The sequence below is a fragment of the Streptomyces jumonjinensis genome, from assembly GCF_009600885.1.
In the GTDB taxonomy this organism is placed as follows: domain Bacteria; phylum Actinomycetota; class Actinomycetes; order Streptomycetales; family Streptomycetaceae; genus Streptomyces; species Streptomyces jumonjinensis.
This window is the reverse complement of record NZ_VCLA01000201.1, coordinates 50,161-68,296: the sequence shown is the minus strand read 5'-3', so window position 1 is coordinate 68,296 and position 18,136 is coordinate 50,161. Positions and strand designations below refer to the sequence as shown.

At 71.5% G+C, this 18,136-nt stretch carries 13 protein-coding genes and 1 pseudogene; 3 read left to right on the top strand and 11 right to left on the bottom strand.

The genetic code is table 11. The features are described 5' to 3' along the window. From FF041_RS38470 to FF041_RS35810, 9 genes and pseudogenes are all read right to left on the bottom strand, one after another. Positions 1 to 555 (bottom strand): annotated as a pseudogene (locus FF041_RS38470) (hypothetical protein); the annotation flags it as partial. Positions 556 to 1,060: 505 nt separating this feature from the next. After that, a complete protein-coding gene (locus tag FF041_RS35845) occupies positions 1,061 to 2,119 on the bottom strand; it encodes a tectonin domain-containing protein (RefSeq protein WP_194292323.1) in 1,059 nt (352 codons plus the stop codon). A 320-nt stretch (positions 2,120 to 2,439) separates the two neighbouring features. Beyond that, a complete protein-coding gene (locus tag FF041_RS35840) occupies positions 2,440 to 3,117 on the bottom strand; it encodes a vWA domain-containing protein (protein WP_153526736.1) in 678 nt (225 codons plus the stop codon). Positions 3,118 to 3,185: 68 nt separating this feature from the next. Next, positions 3,186 to 4,370, bottom strand: a complete 1,185-nt coding sequence (locus FF041_RS35835; protein WP_153526734.1) for a hypothetical protein — start codon at positions 4,368 to 4,370, stop codon at positions 3,186 to 3,188. Continuing rightward, entirely contained in the window at positions 4,367 to 5,218 is an 852-nt protein-coding gene (locus FF041_RS38465) for a protein phosphatase 2C domain-containing protein (protein ID WP_194292322.1), read from the bottom strand. Before FF041_RS38465 ends, FF041_RS35835 begins: the two co-directional genes overlap by 4 nt. A gap of 836 nt (positions 5,219 to 6,054) precedes the next feature. After that, positions 6,055 to 7,170, bottom strand: a complete 1,116-nt coding sequence (locus tag FF041_RS35825; protein ID WP_153526730.1) for a hypothetical protein — start codon at positions 7,168 to 7,170, stop codon at positions 6,055 to 6,057. Then, positions 7,167 to 9,389 carry a hypothetical protein gene (locus FF041_RS35820; RefSeq protein ID WP_153526728.1) on the bottom strand — a complete coding sequence of 741 codons (2,223 nt, stop codon included), beginning with the start codon at positions 9,387 to 9,389 and terminating at the stop codon, positions 7,167 to 7,169. Before FF041_RS35820 ends, FF041_RS35825 begins: the two co-directional genes overlap by 4 nt. Continuing rightward, the gene (locus FF041_RS35815) at positions 9,386 to 10,255 is read right to left on the bottom strand and encodes a hypothetical protein (RefSeq protein ID WP_153526725.1); all 870 of its coding nucleotides are present in this window, start codon (positions 10,253 to 10,255) and stop codon (positions 9,386 to 9,388) included. Before FF041_RS35815 ends, FF041_RS35820 begins: the two co-directional genes overlap by 4 nt. A gap of 150 nt (positions 10,256 to 10,405) precedes the next feature. After that, on the bottom strand, positions 10,406 to 11,119 hold the full coding sequence (locus FF041_RS35810; RefSeq protein ID WP_323371407.1) for a Crp/Fnr family transcriptional regulator: 714 nt from the start codon (positions 11,117 to 11,119) through the stop codon (positions 10,406 to 10,408). A gap of 397 nt (positions 11,120 to 11,516) precedes the next feature. Here FF041_RS35810 and FF041_RS35805 point away from each other — a divergent pair, with 397 nt between their 5' ends. From FF041_RS35805 to FF041_RS35795, 3 genes are all read left to right on the top strand, one after another. Continuing rightward, on the top strand, positions 11,517 to 11,888 hold the full coding sequence (locus FF041_RS35805) for a Pycsar system effector family protein (RefSeq protein WP_153526721.1): 372 nt from the start codon (positions 11,517 to 11,519) through the stop codon (positions 11,886 to 11,888). Positions 11,889 to 12,321: 433 nt separating this feature from the next. Next, on the top strand, positions 12,322 to 13,209 hold the full coding sequence (locus FF041_RS35800) for a hypothetical protein (RefSeq protein WP_153526719.1): 888 nt from the start codon (positions 12,322 to 12,324) through the stop codon (positions 13,207 to 13,209). Between the two features lie 965 nt (positions 13,210 to 14,174). Beyond that, complete coding sequence (locus FF041_RS35795; RefSeq protein WP_323393668.1) at positions 14,175 to 15,215, top strand: vWA domain-containing protein; 1,041 nt, start codon at positions 14,175 to 14,177, stop codon at positions 15,213 to 15,215. A 242-nt stretch (positions 15,216 to 15,457) separates the two neighbouring features. On the opposite strand, the gene FF041_RS35790 is transcribed toward FF041_RS35795, so the two are convergent. Then, positions 15,458 to 16,183: an alpha/beta fold hydrolase gene (locus tag FF041_RS35790; protein WP_153526717.1), complete on the bottom strand. Its 726-nt coding sequence runs from the start codon at positions 16,181 to 16,183 to the stop codon at positions 15,458 to 15,460. Positions 16,184 to 16,345: 162 nt separating this feature from the next. After that, positions 16,346 to 18,097 carry a CocE/NonD family hydrolase gene (locus FF041_RS35785; protein WP_153526715.1) on the bottom strand — a complete coding sequence of 584 codons (1,752 nt, stop codon included), beginning with the start codon at positions 18,095 to 18,097 and terminating at the stop codon, positions 16,346 to 16,348. Between the last annotated feature and the right edge of the window lie 39 nt (positions 18,098 to 18,136).

Below are 18,136 nucleotides of genomic sequence, written 5' to 3'. Positions count from 1 at the left end.
CTGGCCGAGCTGGCTGTACGCGCGGGTGAAGTTCGCCACCGCCTGCCCCGCGTGCTCAGCGGCGGCGGTGCAGTCCTGGACGACCGTTCCCCGTTCGGGCCCGGGGTCTCCGATGGTCGCGACGGTGGTCGTCGCGGGCGCGTTCCTGGTGGTCGCGCTGGTGGGGCTGGTGGTGGACCCGAGGGAGATCACCGGGCAGCCGGCGTGGGCGAAACCCGCACGGTTCGCGTTCTCCTTCGGCCTGTTCGCCGTCACGCTCATCTGGCTGATGTCCTTCGTCCAGGGACACGCCCGTCTGGTACGGGTGATGTCCTGGACGGCGGTGGTGTGCGTCGCCGTCGAGGGAGCGGGAGGCACCTGGGCGGCGGCGGAGGGGACCACCAGCCATTTCAACTTCACCAGCGTCGTCAGCATCGCGAGGATCATGTCCATGCTGGCGGCCTCACTCGTGCTGCTTCTGATCGGCCTGGTGACCGTGTCCCTGCTGCTGCGGGGGCGGGTCGAGCCGCCGGCACTGGCCTGGGCCCTGCGGCTGGGGATGGTGGTGGTGGTCACCGTGAGCATGGTCGCCGTCTACCTCATGGTCCAGGCCACCCCCGCGCAGGAGGCCGCGGCCGACCTGGGACGCGGTATGCCGTACATCGGCGCGCACACCGTGGGCCCGCCCGACGGCGGGCCCGGGATGCCCGTCACCAACTTCAGCACCGTCGGCGGGGATTGGCGCGTCCCCCACTTCGTCGGCGTCCACTCCCTCCAGGCCCTGATCCTGCTGGGCCTGCTCCTCACCCTCGGCCCCCGGCTCCTCGGCCCCCGGCACCGTACCGCCCTGGTCTGGATCGCCGCCGCCTGCTGCCTCGGGCTGACGGGAATCCTCACCTGGCAGGCCCACCGGGGCAGCCCTTCACCTCCCCGGACGGCGCAACCGGTTTCGCGCTGGCCGCGCTGGTCGTGGCGGTCGCCGCAGCCACCACCACGACCTTCTTCCACGCCCGTACGAGTGGGCGCTCCGTCCGGAACGAGAACACCTGACGATGATGCATACGGTCGCGGCCGGTCCCGATCAGCTGCGGAACTCCCCGTAGGCCTGCACCCAGGGCGTCCAGGTGCCGCCCGGCCAGCCCTGGGTGCGGTGGTGGGCGCGGCCGGAGGCGTCGATGCCGAGCAGATCGATCCGGCCGTCGGTATTGGTCTCGGCGGCGATCTGGGTCAGCGAGCCGTCGAGCCGTGTCCAGGCGCCCCAGCCGCCGCCGGGGGTGTTCTGCGAGCGGGTCCACAGCTCGTTGGTCCCGCTGGTGCCGAAGACATGGAGCCGTCCCCCGCCGTCGCGGGCGGCGGCGATCGAGAGCAGCGCGGCGCCCATGGGCGTCCAGGCCGACCAGCCGCCGCCGGTCTGCCAACGGTGGTACACCTCGCCGGTGCTGTCCAGGCCGAAGAGCTCGATCCGGCCGTCCGCGTTGGTGTCGGCGGCGATCCGGGTCAGATTCCCGTCGAGCGTGCTCCAGTTGGTCCAGGTCTCACCGCCGGGGCTGACCTGCATCCGGGTCGTCACCCCGATGCCGCCGATGCCGGTGGCGAAGTGGTGGAGCCGTCCGTCACCGGCGCGGGCCACCGCCATGGACGACACCTGGCCGTTCGACTGGACCCAGCCCGACCAGGCCCCGCCGGGCGTGGTCTGCCAGCGGCGCTGGGCCTGGCCCGTGATGCTCCCGCCCAGGACCTCGATCCGGCCGTCGGCGTTGGTCTCGGCGGAGACGCTGTGGACCCGTTTGTCGAAGTAGGTCCAGTCGGTCAGCGGGCCGCCGGGGTAGTTCTGGGTCCCGGTCTGGATCCATCCGGTCCGGTTGACGGCGAAGAAACGGAGCCGTCCGTCGGCGCCGCGTGCGATGGCGACCGATGAGCCGGAGACGGGGTCGCTCTGTGTCCGGGGCGGTGCCGGTGCGGCGTCCGGCGCCGGGGCCGCGGTGGCCATACCGCCGAGGAGCGGGGTGAGGAGCAGCAGCCCGAGGGCGGTGGTGAGGGCGGCGAGCCGGGTGGCCCCGCTGTGTCCGCCGCCTCTGCCGTATCCGTTGCGTCTGTTGTGTCTGTTGTGTCTTCGCGGAGTCCGGTGCGGTTGGCGCAAACTGACTGCCCTGCTTTCCGGTCTGCGGGACCCCGGCCGGGGTGCTGACGGCGGGGCCCGGTCGGGGATACGTCCGGTCGGGATGGCACGGGTCACGGGTGGTCCGTCGGTGACGCGGGGTGGCCTCGGGCACCGCGAAGGACCCGCCCGGTGAGCGTGACCGGGCCGCGGCCCCTTTGTCGAGGGAGAGATCCGGTCACGGTCGGGCGCGGGGAACCCGGGGTCGCTCCGGTCGGCCCCGTACCGCAGGGCGGTCGGGGTACGGGGCAGCGCCCTGCGAGGAGCCCGCTGCCGGGCGGGCACCACGCGCGTCGGCGCTGTCAGTCGATGTAGTCCAGGGGGACCGTGCGGTAGCCGCGGACCTGCTCCGGGACCTCCAGGGCGCGCTTGGCGGCCGAGGCCACCATGGAGTTGAGGAATCCGTTGAGCGCGTCACGCAGGGCCGAGGCGTTGTCGTTGGTGTCCTCCGCGACATAGGCGGCCACCGTGGCGATGCGCTTGATCACATCCTCCCGGGCGTTGCCGAAGCCGTAGGCGATGACATGGGGGTGAGTCTTCCAGCGGGAGTCCAGGAGGTCATCCAGATGGCTCTCCCACGGGTCCCCCGGGAGATCCTCGGCGTCGGTCGGGATGCCGTCCGTGAGGATGAAGACGACGGGGCGGAGCACCCGGACGCCCCGGTCGACCAGGGCCGGTACATCGCTCTCGATACGGGAGCGGACCAGCCGGAGCATCGGGCCGAAGTTGGTACGGCCCGAGCAGGTGACCGTCGGAAGCTGCGCCACGCTGTCGAAGTCGGTCATCTGGGTGACGACGTGCGGCTGGCTGTTGAACGACAGGACCGAGAGGTGGACGAACTCCTTGACCTGGGGAGTCGTGTCGATCGTGTCGTAGATGGCCTCCAGGGTCTGGTTGAGCAGGTGCTCGACCTTCTCCATGGAGCCGGAGGTGTCCAGGACCACGTACATGGGGAGGCCGGACGAGGGTGCGTAACTCATGGTCGTTCCTCTTCGGGATTCATTCGGTATTCAGAAGTGCCGCGTGAGGGGACGTGGTGCCGGAGGGGTCACGTCGGGAGGGTGAGAAAACCGATGACGGCCGCGGCGATCAGCAGAAGCGGCAGAACCAGCGCCCAGGGGAGGGGCTTTCCGCCGAGGCGCTTCTTCTGTGCCGTCGTCGCCGGGCGCGGGCGCTGGAACGAGGCCGGACCCGGTGTCGAGGCCGGTGTCGGAGCCTGGGCCGGGCCCGGTGTCGGCGGGTGCGGGGACGCGGGCGGGGGGACATGGGCCACCCGGGCCGCGGGCCTCTGCCGCGCACGGCCGACGGGACGGAAGCTGGTGACATTGCTGCCCGGATTCACGTGCGCCGCCGGACGGGCCGGCCCGGGGTGCCGCAGGACGTCGAGGAGTTCGGCCGCCCGGGGACGTTGGGTGAGGTCCGTGGTGGTGAGCGCCCGGTGGAGCAGATGAGTGAGGCCGTCCCCGGACGGCCAGTCGCGCACCAGCACGTCGAAGCTGTCCAGCGGTTCGCCTCGGGTGCCGGTCAGACAGCGGAGACAAAGCAGGGCCATCCGGTACCGGTCGGTCGCGGCGGTCAGCTCCGAGCCCTCCGGGAAGGCGGGGTCGGTCCAATTGGGCGACGCGATCCAGGGCCGGGTGCCTATCCCGCACGAGTCCATGTCGAGCAGGAACACCGCTCCGCTCCCGTGATCCCACAGCGCGTTCCGATAGGACCAGTCGCCGTAGACGACGTCGTACCGCTCCAGGACGACGCCCACCTCCAGGAACCCGCACGTGATCTCGTGCCGCCGCTGCCGGCTGGGCGGGCGCACACCCAGCCGGGTGAGGTAGTCGGAGTCGTTGATCAGGTGGTCCAGTTGAAGTTCCCGCGGTTCGCTGCTGCGCCCGCCGCGGAGGTTGAACGGCACATAGAAGCCGGAGGGTGCCTCGGCCATGATCACGCCGACGGTCCGGTCCCCGTCCGTGAGGCGGGACACCGGCCACGCGGTGCTGCGGTCGAGCGTCTCCAGCTCCCCGGCGGACATGGCGTCCGGAAGCTCCATGAGCCGGTCCAACGCCGCCACGTCCGGGGAGGCGAGCGGGTCCCGGTAGTACTTCGCCACCCATCCCGGGTGGCTCGTGAGGCGTTCCACCGAGCGGGACTGGAAGCCTTCGCCCAGGCGTTCCCCGGCGGCCGTGACCGAGGAGACCTCGGTCACGGTGGCGAAGGGGCTGTCCGACCACGTTCTCATCGACGTCCTCCTTCAGGGGACGGGGGCCACACGACAACCGCCGTGCGGTCGTCGTTGCGCTGGTGGGAGTCGTAGCAGAGGTGCAGGAGCAGATCGAGCGGCGCCACCGGAGCGGCCCATTGGCGGTGGAACAGCTCCTGCGCCGCCGGGAGTTCGGTGAGTACGTCTCCCATGCCGTCGGTCATGAGGGCGAGGGTCTCTCCGGGCTCCAGGTGGAGGGGGCGGCCCTGGGCGGCCTGGGGGGTGTACGGCAGATAGGCGTCCAGCCGTCCGGCGTCGAGGCCCTGCTGCTTCTCGCCCAGCTCCCGCGACCAGCTCAGGGAGCGGCGTACCCAGGCGGTCGTGTCGCCCAGTCCGGCGACCCACACATCGCGGCCGCCCCCGGGCGCCGGGGACGTGGGGACGACCGCCACGGCCGCCACCGTACGCACGCTGTCGGCGGGCCAGTTCCGCTGCCGGGCGACGGCGTGGACCTGGCCGGCCGCCTCCAGGAAGGCGGAGGTGTGGTCGAGGCGGTGCAGGGGCACGTCCTTGTCCAGCTGGGTGCGGACCGCGTTGACCAGGGCGAGCGTGGCGACCGCCGCCGCTGTGTCGGAGTGGGGACTGTCGGACATGCCGTCCGCGACCGCGACGACGAGGTGCCGCGAGGCGGAGTCCTGGCCCAGCCGGTAGGCGTCCTGCCGGGGGGCGGCGCGCTGTTCGTCGGTCCGGTGCCCGGTCCCCACCACGGAGGCCGCCCGGACCTCCAGGTCGCCCACCCGCGCGGCGTCGGCGGCCATGCCGGGTGGCGCCGGGTGGGCCGGCAGCCGCCACGGCATCGCGGTGAGCTCGGACGCGCGGTGGAGCACCGGAGGAGGGGGGCACGCGGGAACCGGCCCCGGCGGGGCGGGATTCCGTTCGACGGGTACGGGGAGGGGCTGCGGCAGACCCGTTCTCCCCCGCGCGGTACTCGTCGTGGGAGGGGCGGCGGCGGGCGGGGTCCCGGGTGTCCCGGGTGAGGCGTCGGCGGCCTGCGGCGACCGGTCGGGGGGCTCAGACCGGGAGGGGGGCACAGGCCGGGTGGGGGGCACAGGCCGGGTGGGGGAAAGGCCTGCCGCAGCCCCCTGCTCGGGGGCGGGGCTCGCCGCCGCGTGCTCGTCCTGCCTCCGGGAGGTGAGAGCCTTCACGACCTCTTTCACCAGGTACCCGGTGGCTGCCACACCCAGGCCCACCACCGCACCGATCGGTCCTGCCATCAGCACTCCCGTAAAGGTCAGAACGGTCGCGGTCGTCCAGCCGACGACTTCGGCGCGACGCCGGCGAGCCGCGCGTGCTCCGTCGGTGTGCCGCCGCGGGGGCGGAGCCGTGGCGCGGTGCGCCGAGGGACCCGGCCGGCCGGCCGGGCGTACCCGCCTCCACCGGAGACCTCGCCGTCGCCGTCCCTGCACGGGGACGTCGGGGGCGGTTCCGTCCCTGGCCGTGGTCCAGGGAACTCCGCCCCCGTGGTCCTGTCCGGGCGCCGGGGGGCGGGGACGGTGGCCCGGCGGGGGGCCGTGGAGGGAGGAATGGCCGGTGCCCGCACCCGGGCCGCGGTCGGAACCCCGGCCCGGGGCGGAACCCCGGCCGGTGCCTGAGTCCCGGCCGGTGCCGGCGCCGTACTCGGGCTCGTACTCGGAGCCGGAGTCGTAGTCGAAGGGCCGCTGCCTCATCCCCTGTCGTCCTCCCGGTCCTGACGCCCCGACCCGTTCGCGCGCGTACGGTTGCGGCCGACCGGCTTCCAGCTGACGACGCCGCTCCCCGGCTGCTCCTCCGGCGCCGGAACGACGGTCCCCGTGACGGGCTCCGGCCGCGAGCCCCCGTCGTGACCGTGCTGCGGCGGCGGGGGGATGGGGGGCCGGTGACCGGTGTGGGCGGACCCGCCGTCCAGCACCGGGCCGGCGTAGGGGAGGGACTCGCCCATGAACCGCTGGACCCACTCCGCGTGCTCGGCGGGGTGCAGCTCGTCCTTGAAGTCGCGCAGCAGCGCCTGCTTCCGGTCCAGCGCCATGTCCTGCCGGGTGGCGATCTCCTGAAGGATGCTGCGGAGCTGGCTGGGGTCCTGGGCGATCAGATGCATCAACAGCCCTCCCTCGCCCCGCTGAGCCGCCTGCAGGGCCGCCGTCCGCTCCCGCACCCGCCGTGCCTCGTGCTCCTCGGCGAGCGAGGTCAGCTCCTCCGCCCCCTCGGCCCTGACCATGCTCACCCCGTGGGCGAGCTGGGCCTGCTGCTTCTGCCACGCCAGGTCGCGGTGGTTGCGCAGGTAGGCCTCGGCGGTCTCGTCCAGGCTCAGCCTGACCATGGAGGCGAAGATCGTCAGACCTGAGTCGAGGACATGCTCACGGCTGCCGAGGGTACGGTTGACCGAGTCCTCCGCACGGCCCACGTCCTCGATGTCGTACGAGCGTGTGTGCGGGCGGAGCAGCTCGCTCAGGGCACCGCGCACCAGCGCCTCGGCCATCGTCAGCGTGGTGATGCTGCGCCTGACCACCGCGTCGGGAGAGGTGACCCGCCATGCGGTGCTGATCTCGGCGCGGAAGGCGAACCCCGTGGTCCGGCTGGGGAGCGGGTCCGACCAGTTCGTGTGGTGGTCGGTGATGTCCACCTCGTAGCGGTAGTGGAAGCGCGCCGCCTCCAGGAGGGAGGGCTTCCGGTCCACCGTCACGGCTTCGCCGTTGTTGAGGGAGAACACCAGGGCCTTTCCGGGGTGCGGCGTCTCACCCCGCTTCACCAGGCCGGCGGGCTCGGGACCGGTGACCAACTGGGTGTGATCCGGTGTGTTCATCGTGCGGTGCCTTCGCTTTCGAAGTGACTCAGGATGTGTGCCGCGGTACGGGTCGCGCGGCTGTCGGTGTCGTGCCAGGTCGCGACGTGACGGAGCACGATGCGCCGGCCGAGGGGGGTCGAGGCGGAGGCGTGGAGCAGGCGGGCCAGTGCGCGGCGACCGGACGGGTCCGCGTCCACCGCGCGCGCCCACTCGGTGAGCACCTGACAGGCCGCGGTGTAGGACTCCCGGGAATGGAGGACGGCGTCCCAGAGACGGGCGACGTCCCGCTGCCGTACGGGATCGTGGGCCGCCAGCGCCAGGAGCCTGGGCCACCGGCGGCGGGTGGCGTTCCCGGCCGCGGCGGGCGCGTCCTCCAGCAGGTCGGCCGCCGAGAAGAGGAAGGCCAGCTGGCCGACGGCCCGCCGCCGGGGGTTACGGGTGGACACCCACTGCCGGAGGAGGTCCAGGACATCCCGGGTCTCGGCGTGGTCCGAGCCCGCGAGGGAGTCGGTGACACCGAGGCAGACGGCCTCCATGACCTCGGCCCGGTCCGTGTCGGCGAGCGTATGGAGCAGCGCGACGGCTTCGTCGTGCTGTTCGCCGGGCCGGCGCAGTACGCTCCACGCGCGGGCCGAGGTGGCCCGGAAGGGGGCGGTGCCGTCGGCCCAGGCGTGCACCAGATCGCCGACGGGCTGGGCGAGTTCGGGGTTCTCGGCCGCCATGACCAGGGCCGTCGCGGCCGCTTCGCGCTGGACCGCCAGCGGGCTTCCCGCCCAGGGCTGGAGCACTCCCGTACGGAGGCTGTCGAAGGAGAGCCCGGCGAGGAAGCCGACCGCGACGGCCGCCCTGGTCCGGACGGTGGCCAGTTCGTGGCCCGCGCACTTCTTGAGCCAGCCGGGCAGTTCGTGCCGCAGGTCGTCGTACTCGTCCCACACGGTCCGCAGGACCCGGCTCGCCATCGAGGGGTCGAGGAACCGTACGACCCTGGCGGGCGCACCGCCGTGCCGGGAGGCGACGCTCTCGCTGACGAGTGTGGCGCTCACCTGGCGGAGGCGTGCCGCCCGGGTGGCGGTGAAGGCCTGGTGGCGCGGCCGGTCCGGGTGCGCGGCGGTGGGTGGGGGCTGGAGACAGCGGACGAGGGAGCCGGCCAGCGCGGCGACCGTCTCGTACGCCTCGCCTCCGAAGACCGCCGTGGCGAGGGCCAGGCACTGTGTCTGGGGGTCGGCGAGGCCGTTGAACCACTTCTCGAACTCCTGGGTGTCCCGCAGCGACGCCTGATCCCCGACCTCGCGCACCGCTTCGGCGGGCGTCCCGGACGACCGGGAGAGCAGCCGGGCGTTCTCGGCGACCCGGCCGAGCGGTGTGTCCGCGCCGCTCGGCTCGGTGTGGAGAACTGCGGTCTCCGGAGCGCCGAGGAGCTCGTCCGCGCGCCCGGCCCGGCCCGGTCCCAGCCACCACCGGAGGTGCTTCGCGAAGACGTCCCGCGGCGCGGGGGGTCCCTGCACGGCGAAGGTCTGCCGGTCCAGCTCCGGGTCCCCGGGGCCGAGGCCGTCGCTCAGGGTCACGATCAGCCGGCAGCCCTTGGCGCGCATCACGGTGTTGAGGCGCTGGAGCTCGAAGCCGGACAGGGCGCCGGCAGCGCCGCCGGGGGCGCGGTCCTGGAGCAGATAGCCGTGGCCGGGATGCAGCGACTTCTCTTCGAGCAGGCCCAGGTCGGCGCCCGGTTCCAGGCACTGGAGCGTGGTGTGGTGGAGGTCGAGCAGGAGCCGCTGGGCCACCGCGTACTTGCCGTGTCCCGGAGCGCCGCTGACCAGCACGACCCGCAGGGACTCGGCGGCCCTCAGGATCGACGGATAGTTCGCCGGGGGCAGGAAGGCCGACAACGCGAGGTCGATGTCCTGGGCCGGCAGCTGGTAGGCGCGGACGGAGCGGGAGCCCTGGCCGAGGACGACCTCGATGTGGTCGCCGCCGTAGACCCGCTCGCCGCTGATCCGGGACTGCGCGAAGCGGGAGAAGGAGGAGCGCGCGTCCCGTTCGGCGTCGAGCCGTTCGTCCGTGGTTCCGGGCTGGGCGGTACGGGCGGACAGGGCCCGGAGGATGTCCTCGATGCCGAGCTCCGGCTGCTCCGAGCGCTCCGGCGGGCCGGGCGGGCCGGGAGCGGCGGCCTCTTCCTCCGGAGCGGGGCGGGGGGCCCCGGAGCCGTTCTGGTGGTGTCCCCGCGTGGGCCCCTCGCTCATGCGCCGGCCCCCGTCCTGCCATCGCTCGTCCTGCCATCGCTCGTCCCGTCGTGGCTCGTCCCGTCGTAGCTCGTTCCGTCATGGCCCGGCCGGACCTCGGCGGGGGTGACTCCCTCGTAGTGGTCGCCGCCGTACACCCGCTGCGGGTTGTGGAAGACGGCACCGGCGAAGGGCCCGTGGTTGCCGCCGGACGGCCGGGCGGGCGCGGGGGCGCTCCCGGTGGCGGCCCGCGCGGGCCCCGCCGGGTTCCGGGGAGCGGCGGTGGGGGCGCCGGGACCGGGTGGTTCGTCGTAGCCGGGGACATACAGCCAGGCGTGCGAGCGGATCTCCTTGGCCTCGAAGGGCACTTCACGGAATCCAGCGGCGGGAAGCTCGGGGTAGTCGTGGTGGACGACGGCGGAGTGCCAGTCGGAGGAGACAGCGAGCGCGAGCCCGGAGCGGTCGGCGGCGGCGAGCGTGGTGCGCAGCGCGTCGAGGTCCACCAGCCGGCACGCGGTGTTGAGCGCCTCGCCCACCCAGCCGCGGCCGTCCTGGGCCACGTCGCCGGCGTGCAGGGCGACGCGGACCCGCAGGGCGGACCGCTCGTTGCCGCGCTGGGCGTGGCCGCGGAGACTGGCCTGGAGGGCGTCGACAAAGCGCGTGGTCAGATCCAGTTTGGAGACGGTGGGCCTGATCAGCAGGAAGCAGCCGTCGCCCCGGTCACCGATGGCCTCCAGGTCGGTGGGGTCGATCCCGGCCTCCCGCAGCGCCTCGTCGACGATCGCGTAAAGCCGTTCCCTGAGCCACTGCTGGAGCGGGTCGGTCCGGCTGCCGAACCGTTCGATGTCGAGCACCACGATCAGGTGATAACGCGGCTTGATGCCCATGGCTGGACGTACCTTCCTCGTTCTGCGACGGATGGCGGTCGCCGGACCCTTCCCCCGTGTGGCTCCGGCGGCCGCCGCTTCCAGATAAGCCGACGTGCCGCCGCTCCTTCCGCCGCAAATGACGCAGAAGGCGGGAACGCCTTGCCCGGCTCATGGCCGGTCCGGTTCCCAGGCGGCGAGCCCGGCGGGGTCGAGCACCACGATGGAGCCTCTGCGGGTCGCGACCAGTTCCTCGGACTGGAGCTTGCGGAGGGTGCGGACGACGGACTCCCGCGATGTGCCGACGGCACCCGAGAGTTCGTGCTGGGTGATGCGCACCGAACGGGCCGACGGCGCCCAGTTCGGAGTTTTGGTGCCGTACCGGTCGGCGAGTTCGACCAGCAGCCGGGCGACCCGGACAGCGGCGGGCTCCGCGCCCAGCGCCTTGCGCTGGACGTCCGCGTGGCGCAGCCGGGTGCTGATGCTCCGGAGCACCGCGAGACCGAGGTCGCCGTTGGCGCGGAGCAGCGCGGTGAATCTGCCGCCCGCCATGGCCGTCCCGCACCCGTCCTGGAGGGCGACGACGGAAGCGGAGCGCACGCCACCGTCGATGCAGGCCAGTTCGCCCACCAGCTCGCCGGGCCCCCGGAAGGCCAGCAGGCTGGTGTACCCGCCCACGGACTCGGAAACGATCTTCACCATGCCGCCGGTCAGCAGGATGGCGCGGTCGGCCGTCTCCCCCTGGCGCAGGAGCGTGTCACCGCGCCGCCATGTCTGCGGGACGCCCGCCCCCTGCAGAAGGGCGAGCTGGCCGGGGCTGAACACCTGCGGCCCGGTCAGGCCGGAAACCCCGGAATCCGGCGGCCGCCGTACCTCGTCGCGCACAGGACCCCCTCCTGTCACCGGTCGGCACCCGGTCGACGGAAGCATGCCCGACGGGGAGCCCAAGGCGGCCAACTGTAGAGGGAGAAGTGGGCCGTTGAGAGGCATTTGACCTACAGCCTCGGGTCCATCCGCGGACACCATCGGAACGCCGGCGGTGTCCGGCCGGACGCCGGGCCTCCGTCGTCGGTGACGGAACGCTTCGTGAATCGAGGGGGATGCTTTATGACCGGTACCTCCACCCCCGGCGCGCACCCACCGCCGGGTCAGGAAGTCGTGGAGCCGGTGGCGGTCACGACGGCCTGGCGCATCCACGCCTCACTGGCGGAGTGGACCGGCCGGGCGGATACGAAGGCGTCGACGGCCCTGAGTGTGGAACTCGCGGTCCTGGCGGGGGGACATGGCGCTGATCTCGTCCCGTCGTGGCACGGGGCCGGACGGGACCGTTCTGACCGCCGTGCTCATGGCGTCGGGCATGGTGCTCGTCCTGCTGGGCGTCTTCCTGGCGGCGGCGCTGTTCCCGCGCAGCTGGCCGGAGCCCGGGGACCCGGCAGCGACGGAGAACTTCGTCTACTTCGGGACGCTGCGCACGATGCCGTCGGAGCAGGTCGTCACGATGCTGCGGGACACGGATGTCCTGGAGGTCCTGGGCGGCCAGCTGGTGACGATGTCGCACATCACCTGGCGCAAGCTGGTTCTGGTCAAGTGCTCGCTCATCTGCGCCTGCTCGGGGCTCGGGCTGATCTCCCCGGCGGTCTGGCTGTCGGTCTGACCCACGCGGCGGGCCTGAGTCGCCGAGTGGGCCCGGGTCGCTGAGTGGGCCTGGGTCGCCGAGTCGGGTGAGCTGCCCGTCTCCGGTTCCGTACGTCCCGTTTGTTACGATTGCACCCATACATGCGCTTCCGGTCTTTCCGTACCCAGCGACGCCCCGTAGCCCGTTCCCGACCGGTGACACCCTCGCCGCGCACGGCAAGTGGTTGTATTTCTCGGGCCTTGAACAAGAGCTCCGCGAACGCCACCCCGAACTGGCCCATCGGGTCTTCTTCAACTCCGCCGGGCCTCTGCTGTACGTAAAGGTCAGGATGTCCGGCGAGAGCGGAATCGTCTTGGCCATCTGCCGGCTGGGACACGCCGAAACCTGGACCCTTACCGGCCCGGAACCGGATGGCCTCCCGTCCGTCTGGGCGCCCGGCACCCCTCGCGAGGTGCTGATCGAAGCCCTGGCCGCCCAGGCCACCGCTCGTCTCGCGGGAGTGCCCGTGGCTTCCCCCTGGCGCTGGGACGAGAGTGAGCGGTCGGAGGTGACGGAGCTGGCCGACCTACTGGTCGAACACGGCATCACGGTGCGCCGTGTGGTGGCCGGGAACAGGTGGTTCGCCTACGGTTCGGGTTACGCACCGGAACTGGACATCGTCGAGAGCGCCCAGGGGAACCTGGTCGAAGCAGAGAGTCCGGGAGGTGTCGTCGTCCACGCCTCGGTCACACCACACCTCGGCTGGCTGCTCGACCGGTACCTCCCGGATCTGAGCGCGTGGGGGCGCGTCGATCTCAACCTCGCCCTCTGGGGCCGAAGTCGTCCCACGCCAGGAATGCTCAGCCCCCAGGCTGACATCAAGCAGATCGCCGAACTGATCGCCGGTGGGCCGGACACCTGGACCCAAGACATCCAGCTCGCGCCGATCGGGCTCTACACCCCACCGACACCGTTCGGCTTCGACCTTGAGGAAGCCGTCCTCGCCCAGCTGCCCCTCCTCGGCTTCAGCGACCTCAAAGCGGGCGACGGCGACGCACTCGTCCAGTCCGACACCTACCACGTCGTCTGGCGCGACCGGGAGTCCAAGACTCTGTCGAAGCCGGAGGTGGAGCGGTTGAACGGCGTAGCCGCGGCAGCCGGCACGGAGCATCCCAAGCGGCTGATCCTCATCACAAACGGCTGGCTGAGCCGTCCCGCCGCGGCCTTCGCCGACCAGGCCAGGGCCTTCGTCTTCCACATTGACCATGACACGGGCCGCCTCGATGCCGTAAACCCGCTCGCCCGAGAGGCGATGCCGCCACGCAGCGATCCCCGGAAGCACGGGGCGGGGGCTTCGTAGTCCTGGCCTCACTGAGCTTCTTCAGCGGTGCCGCTCCAGGGGTGAGGACTGCCTTCACAGGAGGGGAAGCCCCCTCGCCCAGGGTGACCAGCGCGATCCTGCCGATCCGGCGGGTCCGTTCCGGCTGAGCCCAGCCGTACGGTCGGCGGTGTGCAGACGCGGAGGCTCCGAAGTCCACCGGCGCCCCGGAGCCTCATGAGAGCCGGGCCGGTACGCGGCCATCCACCGGGAGGGCGTCCGACTCCGTGAAGGCGTCCGACTCCGTTGGGTGCGGCGCTCGCGGAATTACGTGCGGATCGCCTCTGGACGACGGCGCAGATCCGCAGGAGGAACGGCCTTCCGCCTTCGGCACAATGCGGCTCGGCGCGGTGGAGGGCAAAGCCTCCGCCACCCTTTCCCGACGCTGGGCGGGGCGGGCGCTCGACACCCTGGGCGCCAAGGGCGGGATCACGTACTGCGCCGCCCGGCGCTTCACCTGCGGCGAACAGTGCCCGGCTCCGGTCCCTGGCATCCTGCATGCCCCCGCCCACCATCGCCTTCTCACGGTGCTCGCCCTGCCCGAACAGGCCCGCCACGCCAGCGCCGTCCGCCCCGTCGTGTTCGCGGTACCGGGCCCTCGCAGCGTTTCGACCGGGACGACCTCGTGTCCGGGGACGAGCCGGAACCGGAACCGCTTGAGCGGACAGCGAGGGTCAGGGTGGCCTCGACCATGGCGAGGCGGAAATACGGACGGTCCAGAAGGGGTGGAGGACAGTTGCCCTGGCCGGGATCTCGTGGTCGCCGACGACGAGACCCGTGCCCTCGTCCCGAGCACCGCCGGTTCCGGTTGGTGTCAGCGGGATGCCGGTCGGTAGTGCCGGGGCCCGGAGCGGGTGGGCTCGCTGTCCGGGCCAGGAGCCGGAATCGATTGTCAGTGGTGGGTGAGACGGTAAGGAGCATCGACTCGTCACGAGGGGGAGCTGTCCGTGTCCGGAAGCCAGAACTACATCAACCACGTCGCTCTTGTGCTGGATGCCAGTTCGTCGATGTCGCACCTGAGCCGCAAGGTCGTCGAAGTCGCCGACCAGCAGATCGCATATCTCGCGCGCCGGTCGAGGGAACTGGACCAGGAGACCCGTGTCACGGTGTACGTCTTCGCCGACACAGTGGAGTGCGTCATCTACGACAAGGACGTGCTGCGGATGCCGTCGCTGAAGCAGCTGTACCGGGCAGGTGGTATGACGGCCCTGCTGGCGGCGGCACTGAAGTCGCAGCGGGAGCTGGCGCAGACGGCCCAGCTGTACGGCGACCACAGCTTCCTGACGTTCGTGCTCACCGACGGGCAGGAGAACGCGAGTCATCGCTGCCCGGATGCCCCCAGCAGGAATCCGCAGGAGCTGGTCCAGGCGGTGACGGGGATGATCGAGACGCAGAACGACAACTGGACGCTGGCCGTCCTGGTGCCGGACCAAGTGGGCAAGCGCGAGGCGATGCAGTGCGGTTTCCCGAAGGACAACATAGCCGTCTGGGACGCGACGACCACACAGGGGCTGGAGGAGGCCGGGCAGGTCATCCGGCAGGCCACGGAGAAATTCATGGTGGGCCGTACCAAGGGCATCCGGGGATCGCGGGCGGTGTTCTCCACGGGTACGGAGGCGGTCAACAAGGACACCATCCAGGCGGCCGGCCTCACCCCGGTGGACCCGTCGGCGTTTGTGCTGATCCTGGTGGACCGTGACACGGCGATCCGGAACTGGGTCGTCGAATCCGGGCACGCCTACCGTACCGGTGGTGCCTTCTACCAGCTGAGCAAGACGGAGAAGATCCAGGCGCGGAAGCAGATCGCGGTGCTGGAGAAGAAGACGGACCGGGTGTACACGGGGCCCGAGGCCCGAGCCCTGCTCGGCCTGCCGGATGTGGAGGTCCGTATCAAGCCGGACCACAACGACGACTTCACCATCTTCGTGCAGAGCACCAGCGTGAACCGCAAACTCGTGCCGAACACGCGGCTGCTGCTGATGCACTGACCCGCCCACGAGCCCCGCCTCCATGACAGCGGCGCGGGCGCCTGAACACCGCACCGCCGGCTCGGGCAAGCCACCTGCCCCCTGCGGGACCTGACCCCGCGCCTCCATTGCGGGCGCTGTGGAGGGTGCACCGCCCGCTGCCTGTCGCTGGGTGACCGGGTCCGGTGCGACGGGCGGGAGCGCGGGATCTTTCTGGCAGCGGAGGGGCGGGTGATCGGTCCGCCTCCGGGGCGCGATCTTCCTCAGTCCCTGCCGGCAGTGGCGATCTCGTCGGCCAGCCTCCTGGGGTCGGTGAAGATCACCTCGTGGCTGCCGACCATCTCGACCAGCCGGTACGTGCCGAGTCGGCTGGACATACGCGGGTGCCAGCCCCATTCCCCCGGCGGCAGGGCGAGGTCCTCGGTGCAGTTCAGATAGCTCTTCGGAAGCGTTGATTCGTAGAACCGCCTGAGGTCCAGTCTGTCGACGAACGGCTGGAACGGCTCGGGGGAGAGCTGTTGGTAGGTTGCTCGCGCTGTCTCAGGGGTGGCGTCCTGGATGAAGGCGTCGCGCCAGACGGGGAACGGCAGGGTGATGGTGTTGTCGTCGGACGCGGCGGCGAGCTCGTGGAACATCTCGCGGTAGTGCGGTGGGCATTCGTCGAGCAGGCTGCTGCCCGGCTCGGGAACGAACGCGTTCCAGAAGACCAGTCGGCGCAGGCGTTCCGGGATCTCCTCCGCGACCCGGGCGATGACCGTGCCGGCGAAGCTGTGGCCGACCAGGACGATTTCTGTGAGATCCCGGTCCACGATGAAGTCGACCGCGGACCGGACGCAATCGTTGTGATCCACTGCCCTGCCGACGCCTTTGCCGTGGCCCGCCAAGGTAGGGGCATGGGCGGCGTGGCCGAGTTGCTCCAGGCGCGACACGACAGCCCGCCAGGCGGATCCGTCGTGCCATGACCCGTGGACCAGAACATACGTCGCCATTCTCATCTCCTCCATGGTGAGCTGCCGAATGCTCGCGTACGGGACTGGATCGGCGACATCACCGGCTGTGGAGCGGGGACATGCCGGGTGACCGGGTTTCGGCCGGTGCGCGCGCGCTGAGCACGGGCGGCGAGCTCCGGCGGCCGTCTTGATGGTGGGGCTTCACCGGACCGGGGTCTCGCGGGTGATGACGGGAAGGGTGATTCTGCTGGGGTGTCCCGGCCCGCGGTGGATTCTGTTCACGGCGGTGGACATCTGTGTGTCGTGCTCCGTGGCGATGACGCCTCCGGTGTTGGAGTTGCGGTCGTAGCGGGGGAAGTTGCTGCTGGAGATTTCGACCAGGATGCGGTGGCCCGGCAGGAACACGTTCGCCGTGGCGATCAGGTCCACGGTGATCTCGTAGACGGTGCCCGGTTCCATCGGCTCGGGGGTGTCGAGCGAGTCGCGGTAGCGCATGCGCTGGATGCCGTCGCAGAGGTTGATCGCCCGGCCGTCGGGATGGACGTCGACCAGTTTCACGGTGAAGTCCGTGTCGGGTGCCGAGGAGGAGACGAAGAGGGTCGCCGACACCGGTCCGGTCACCTCCACCGGGGTGTCCAGGGTGGCGCTGGTGAAGCAGAGGACATCGTCCCGGCTCTCGACGGGGCGCTGGTCCACGGGCCCGGCGGAGCCGGTGGGCCGCATGAGCGAGCCGCCCAGGGTCGGGACCGGTCTGCGGGGGTCGTAGAGGTAGGTGTCGGTGCAGTCGTCCTCAGGGGCTTTCACGGTCAGCGTGCCGGTCCCGGAAGAGGTGTTGGCGGGCCCCGGGCCGTCCAGATGGTAGGGGGCGTACCGGGTGTCGGGCAGGGGCCAGTCCTCCTCGTCGCGCCATCGGTCCGTGCCCATGACGAAGATCCGGACCGGTGCCGGGCGGTCCAGCGGGTCGTCCCGGCCCCGGAGCCAGCGGTCGAAGAATGCGAGATGCGCGCCGGTCATGTCCGCCGCGTCGGCTGACGCCGTGAAGCCGAAGCTCCGGTCGGGGAAGACCCCGGTGGTGGAGGAGTGGGTCCATGGCCCCATGATCAGCCGTTGTCCGGTGCGGGCCTCGGGTGAGCCGCCGTGGCGCTTCATCTCCGTGTACGCCCGGAGGGTCTCACCGGCGAAGGGGTCGTACCAGCCGCCGATGTTCAGGGCGGGGACGGTGATCGATCCGGCCTTGTCCAGGGCGGACAGCTCCCGCCAGGTCTCATCCCGGCCGGGGTGTCCCATCGCCTGGCCGAAGATCCACGGTATGCGCGCGGCCAGTGCGGGATGGGCGGTCGGCGGGGTGATGGAGGCTTGGGCGGTGAGGTCGTCGAACGCCGATCCGATTGCGGCGGGTTCGGCCGGATCGCCCGTGCCGCAGGCGAGGTCCCGCAGGGCGTCGTTCGCGCTCATGATCGTGGCGAACATCAGGACGGTGTCGAGGGAGAGGGCGCCGCCCGGTGAGTAGTACGGGGCGCGGTACAGATCCGCCGAGGCGATCGACGGTGCGATGGCCTTGAGGCCGGGAACGCCGGTCGCGGCGGTCTGCCACTGCGTCATCCCCAGGTAGGAGACGCCCCAGGTGCCGACAGTGCCGTCGCACCACTCCTGCCGGGCGAGCCAGGCCACCGTGTCCGCGCCGTCGGCGCCCTCGTGGATATGAGGTGTGTAGTGACCCTCCGAGCCGAAGGTGCCCCGGCACTCCTGGAGCACCACCGCGTATCCCGCCTCCACCAGCCGGAAGATGTTCGGCGAGGTGAAGCCGTAGTTGGCGAGTTGGTGTCTGCCGTAGGGGTTGCGGACCAGCAGCGCCGGTACGGGGGTGTCGGTCTCCGGGCGCCAGATGTCGGTGGCGAGCTGTGTGCCGTCGCGCACGGATACGGGTGTGCCGACGGTGACGCGGTACGTCATGACGCAGTCCTTCGAGGTCGGGTGGCGGGGCTGCGGTGG

Bases quoted from the DNA above. Each gene is read 5' to 3' on its own strand.
- FF041_RS35785 (WP_153526715.1), bottom strand. From the start codon at position 18,097: ATGACGTACCGCGTCACCGTCGGCACACCCGTATCCGTGCGCGACGGC.
- FF041_RS35840 (WP_153526736.1), bottom strand. From the start codon at position 3,117: ATGAGTTACGCACCCTCGTCCGGCCTCCCCATGTACGTGGTCCTGGAC.
- FF041_RS35805 (WP_153526721.1), top strand. From the start codon at position 11,517: ATGGCGCTGATCTCGTCCCGTCGTGGCACGGGGCCGGACGGGACCGTT.
- FF041_RS35815 (WP_153526725.1), bottom strand. From the start codon at position 10,255: ATGGGCATCAAGCCGCGTTATCACCTGATCGTGGTGCTCGACATCGAA.
- FF041_RS35835 (WP_153526734.1), bottom strand. From the start codon at position 4,370: ATGAGAACGTGGTCGGACAGCCCCTTCGCCACCGTGACCGAGGTCTCC.
- FF041_RS35825 (WP_153526730.1), bottom strand. From the start codon at position 7,170: ATGAACACACCGGATCACACCCAGTTGGTCACCGGTCCCGAGCCCGCC.
- FF041_RS35790 (WP_153526717.1), bottom strand. From the start codon at position 16,183: ATGGCGACGTATGTTCTGGTCCACGGGTCATGGCACGACGGATCCGCC.
- FF041_RS35820 (WP_153526728.1), bottom strand. From the start codon at position 9,389: ATGAGCGAGGGGCCCACGCGGGGACACCACCAGAACGGCTCCGGGGCC.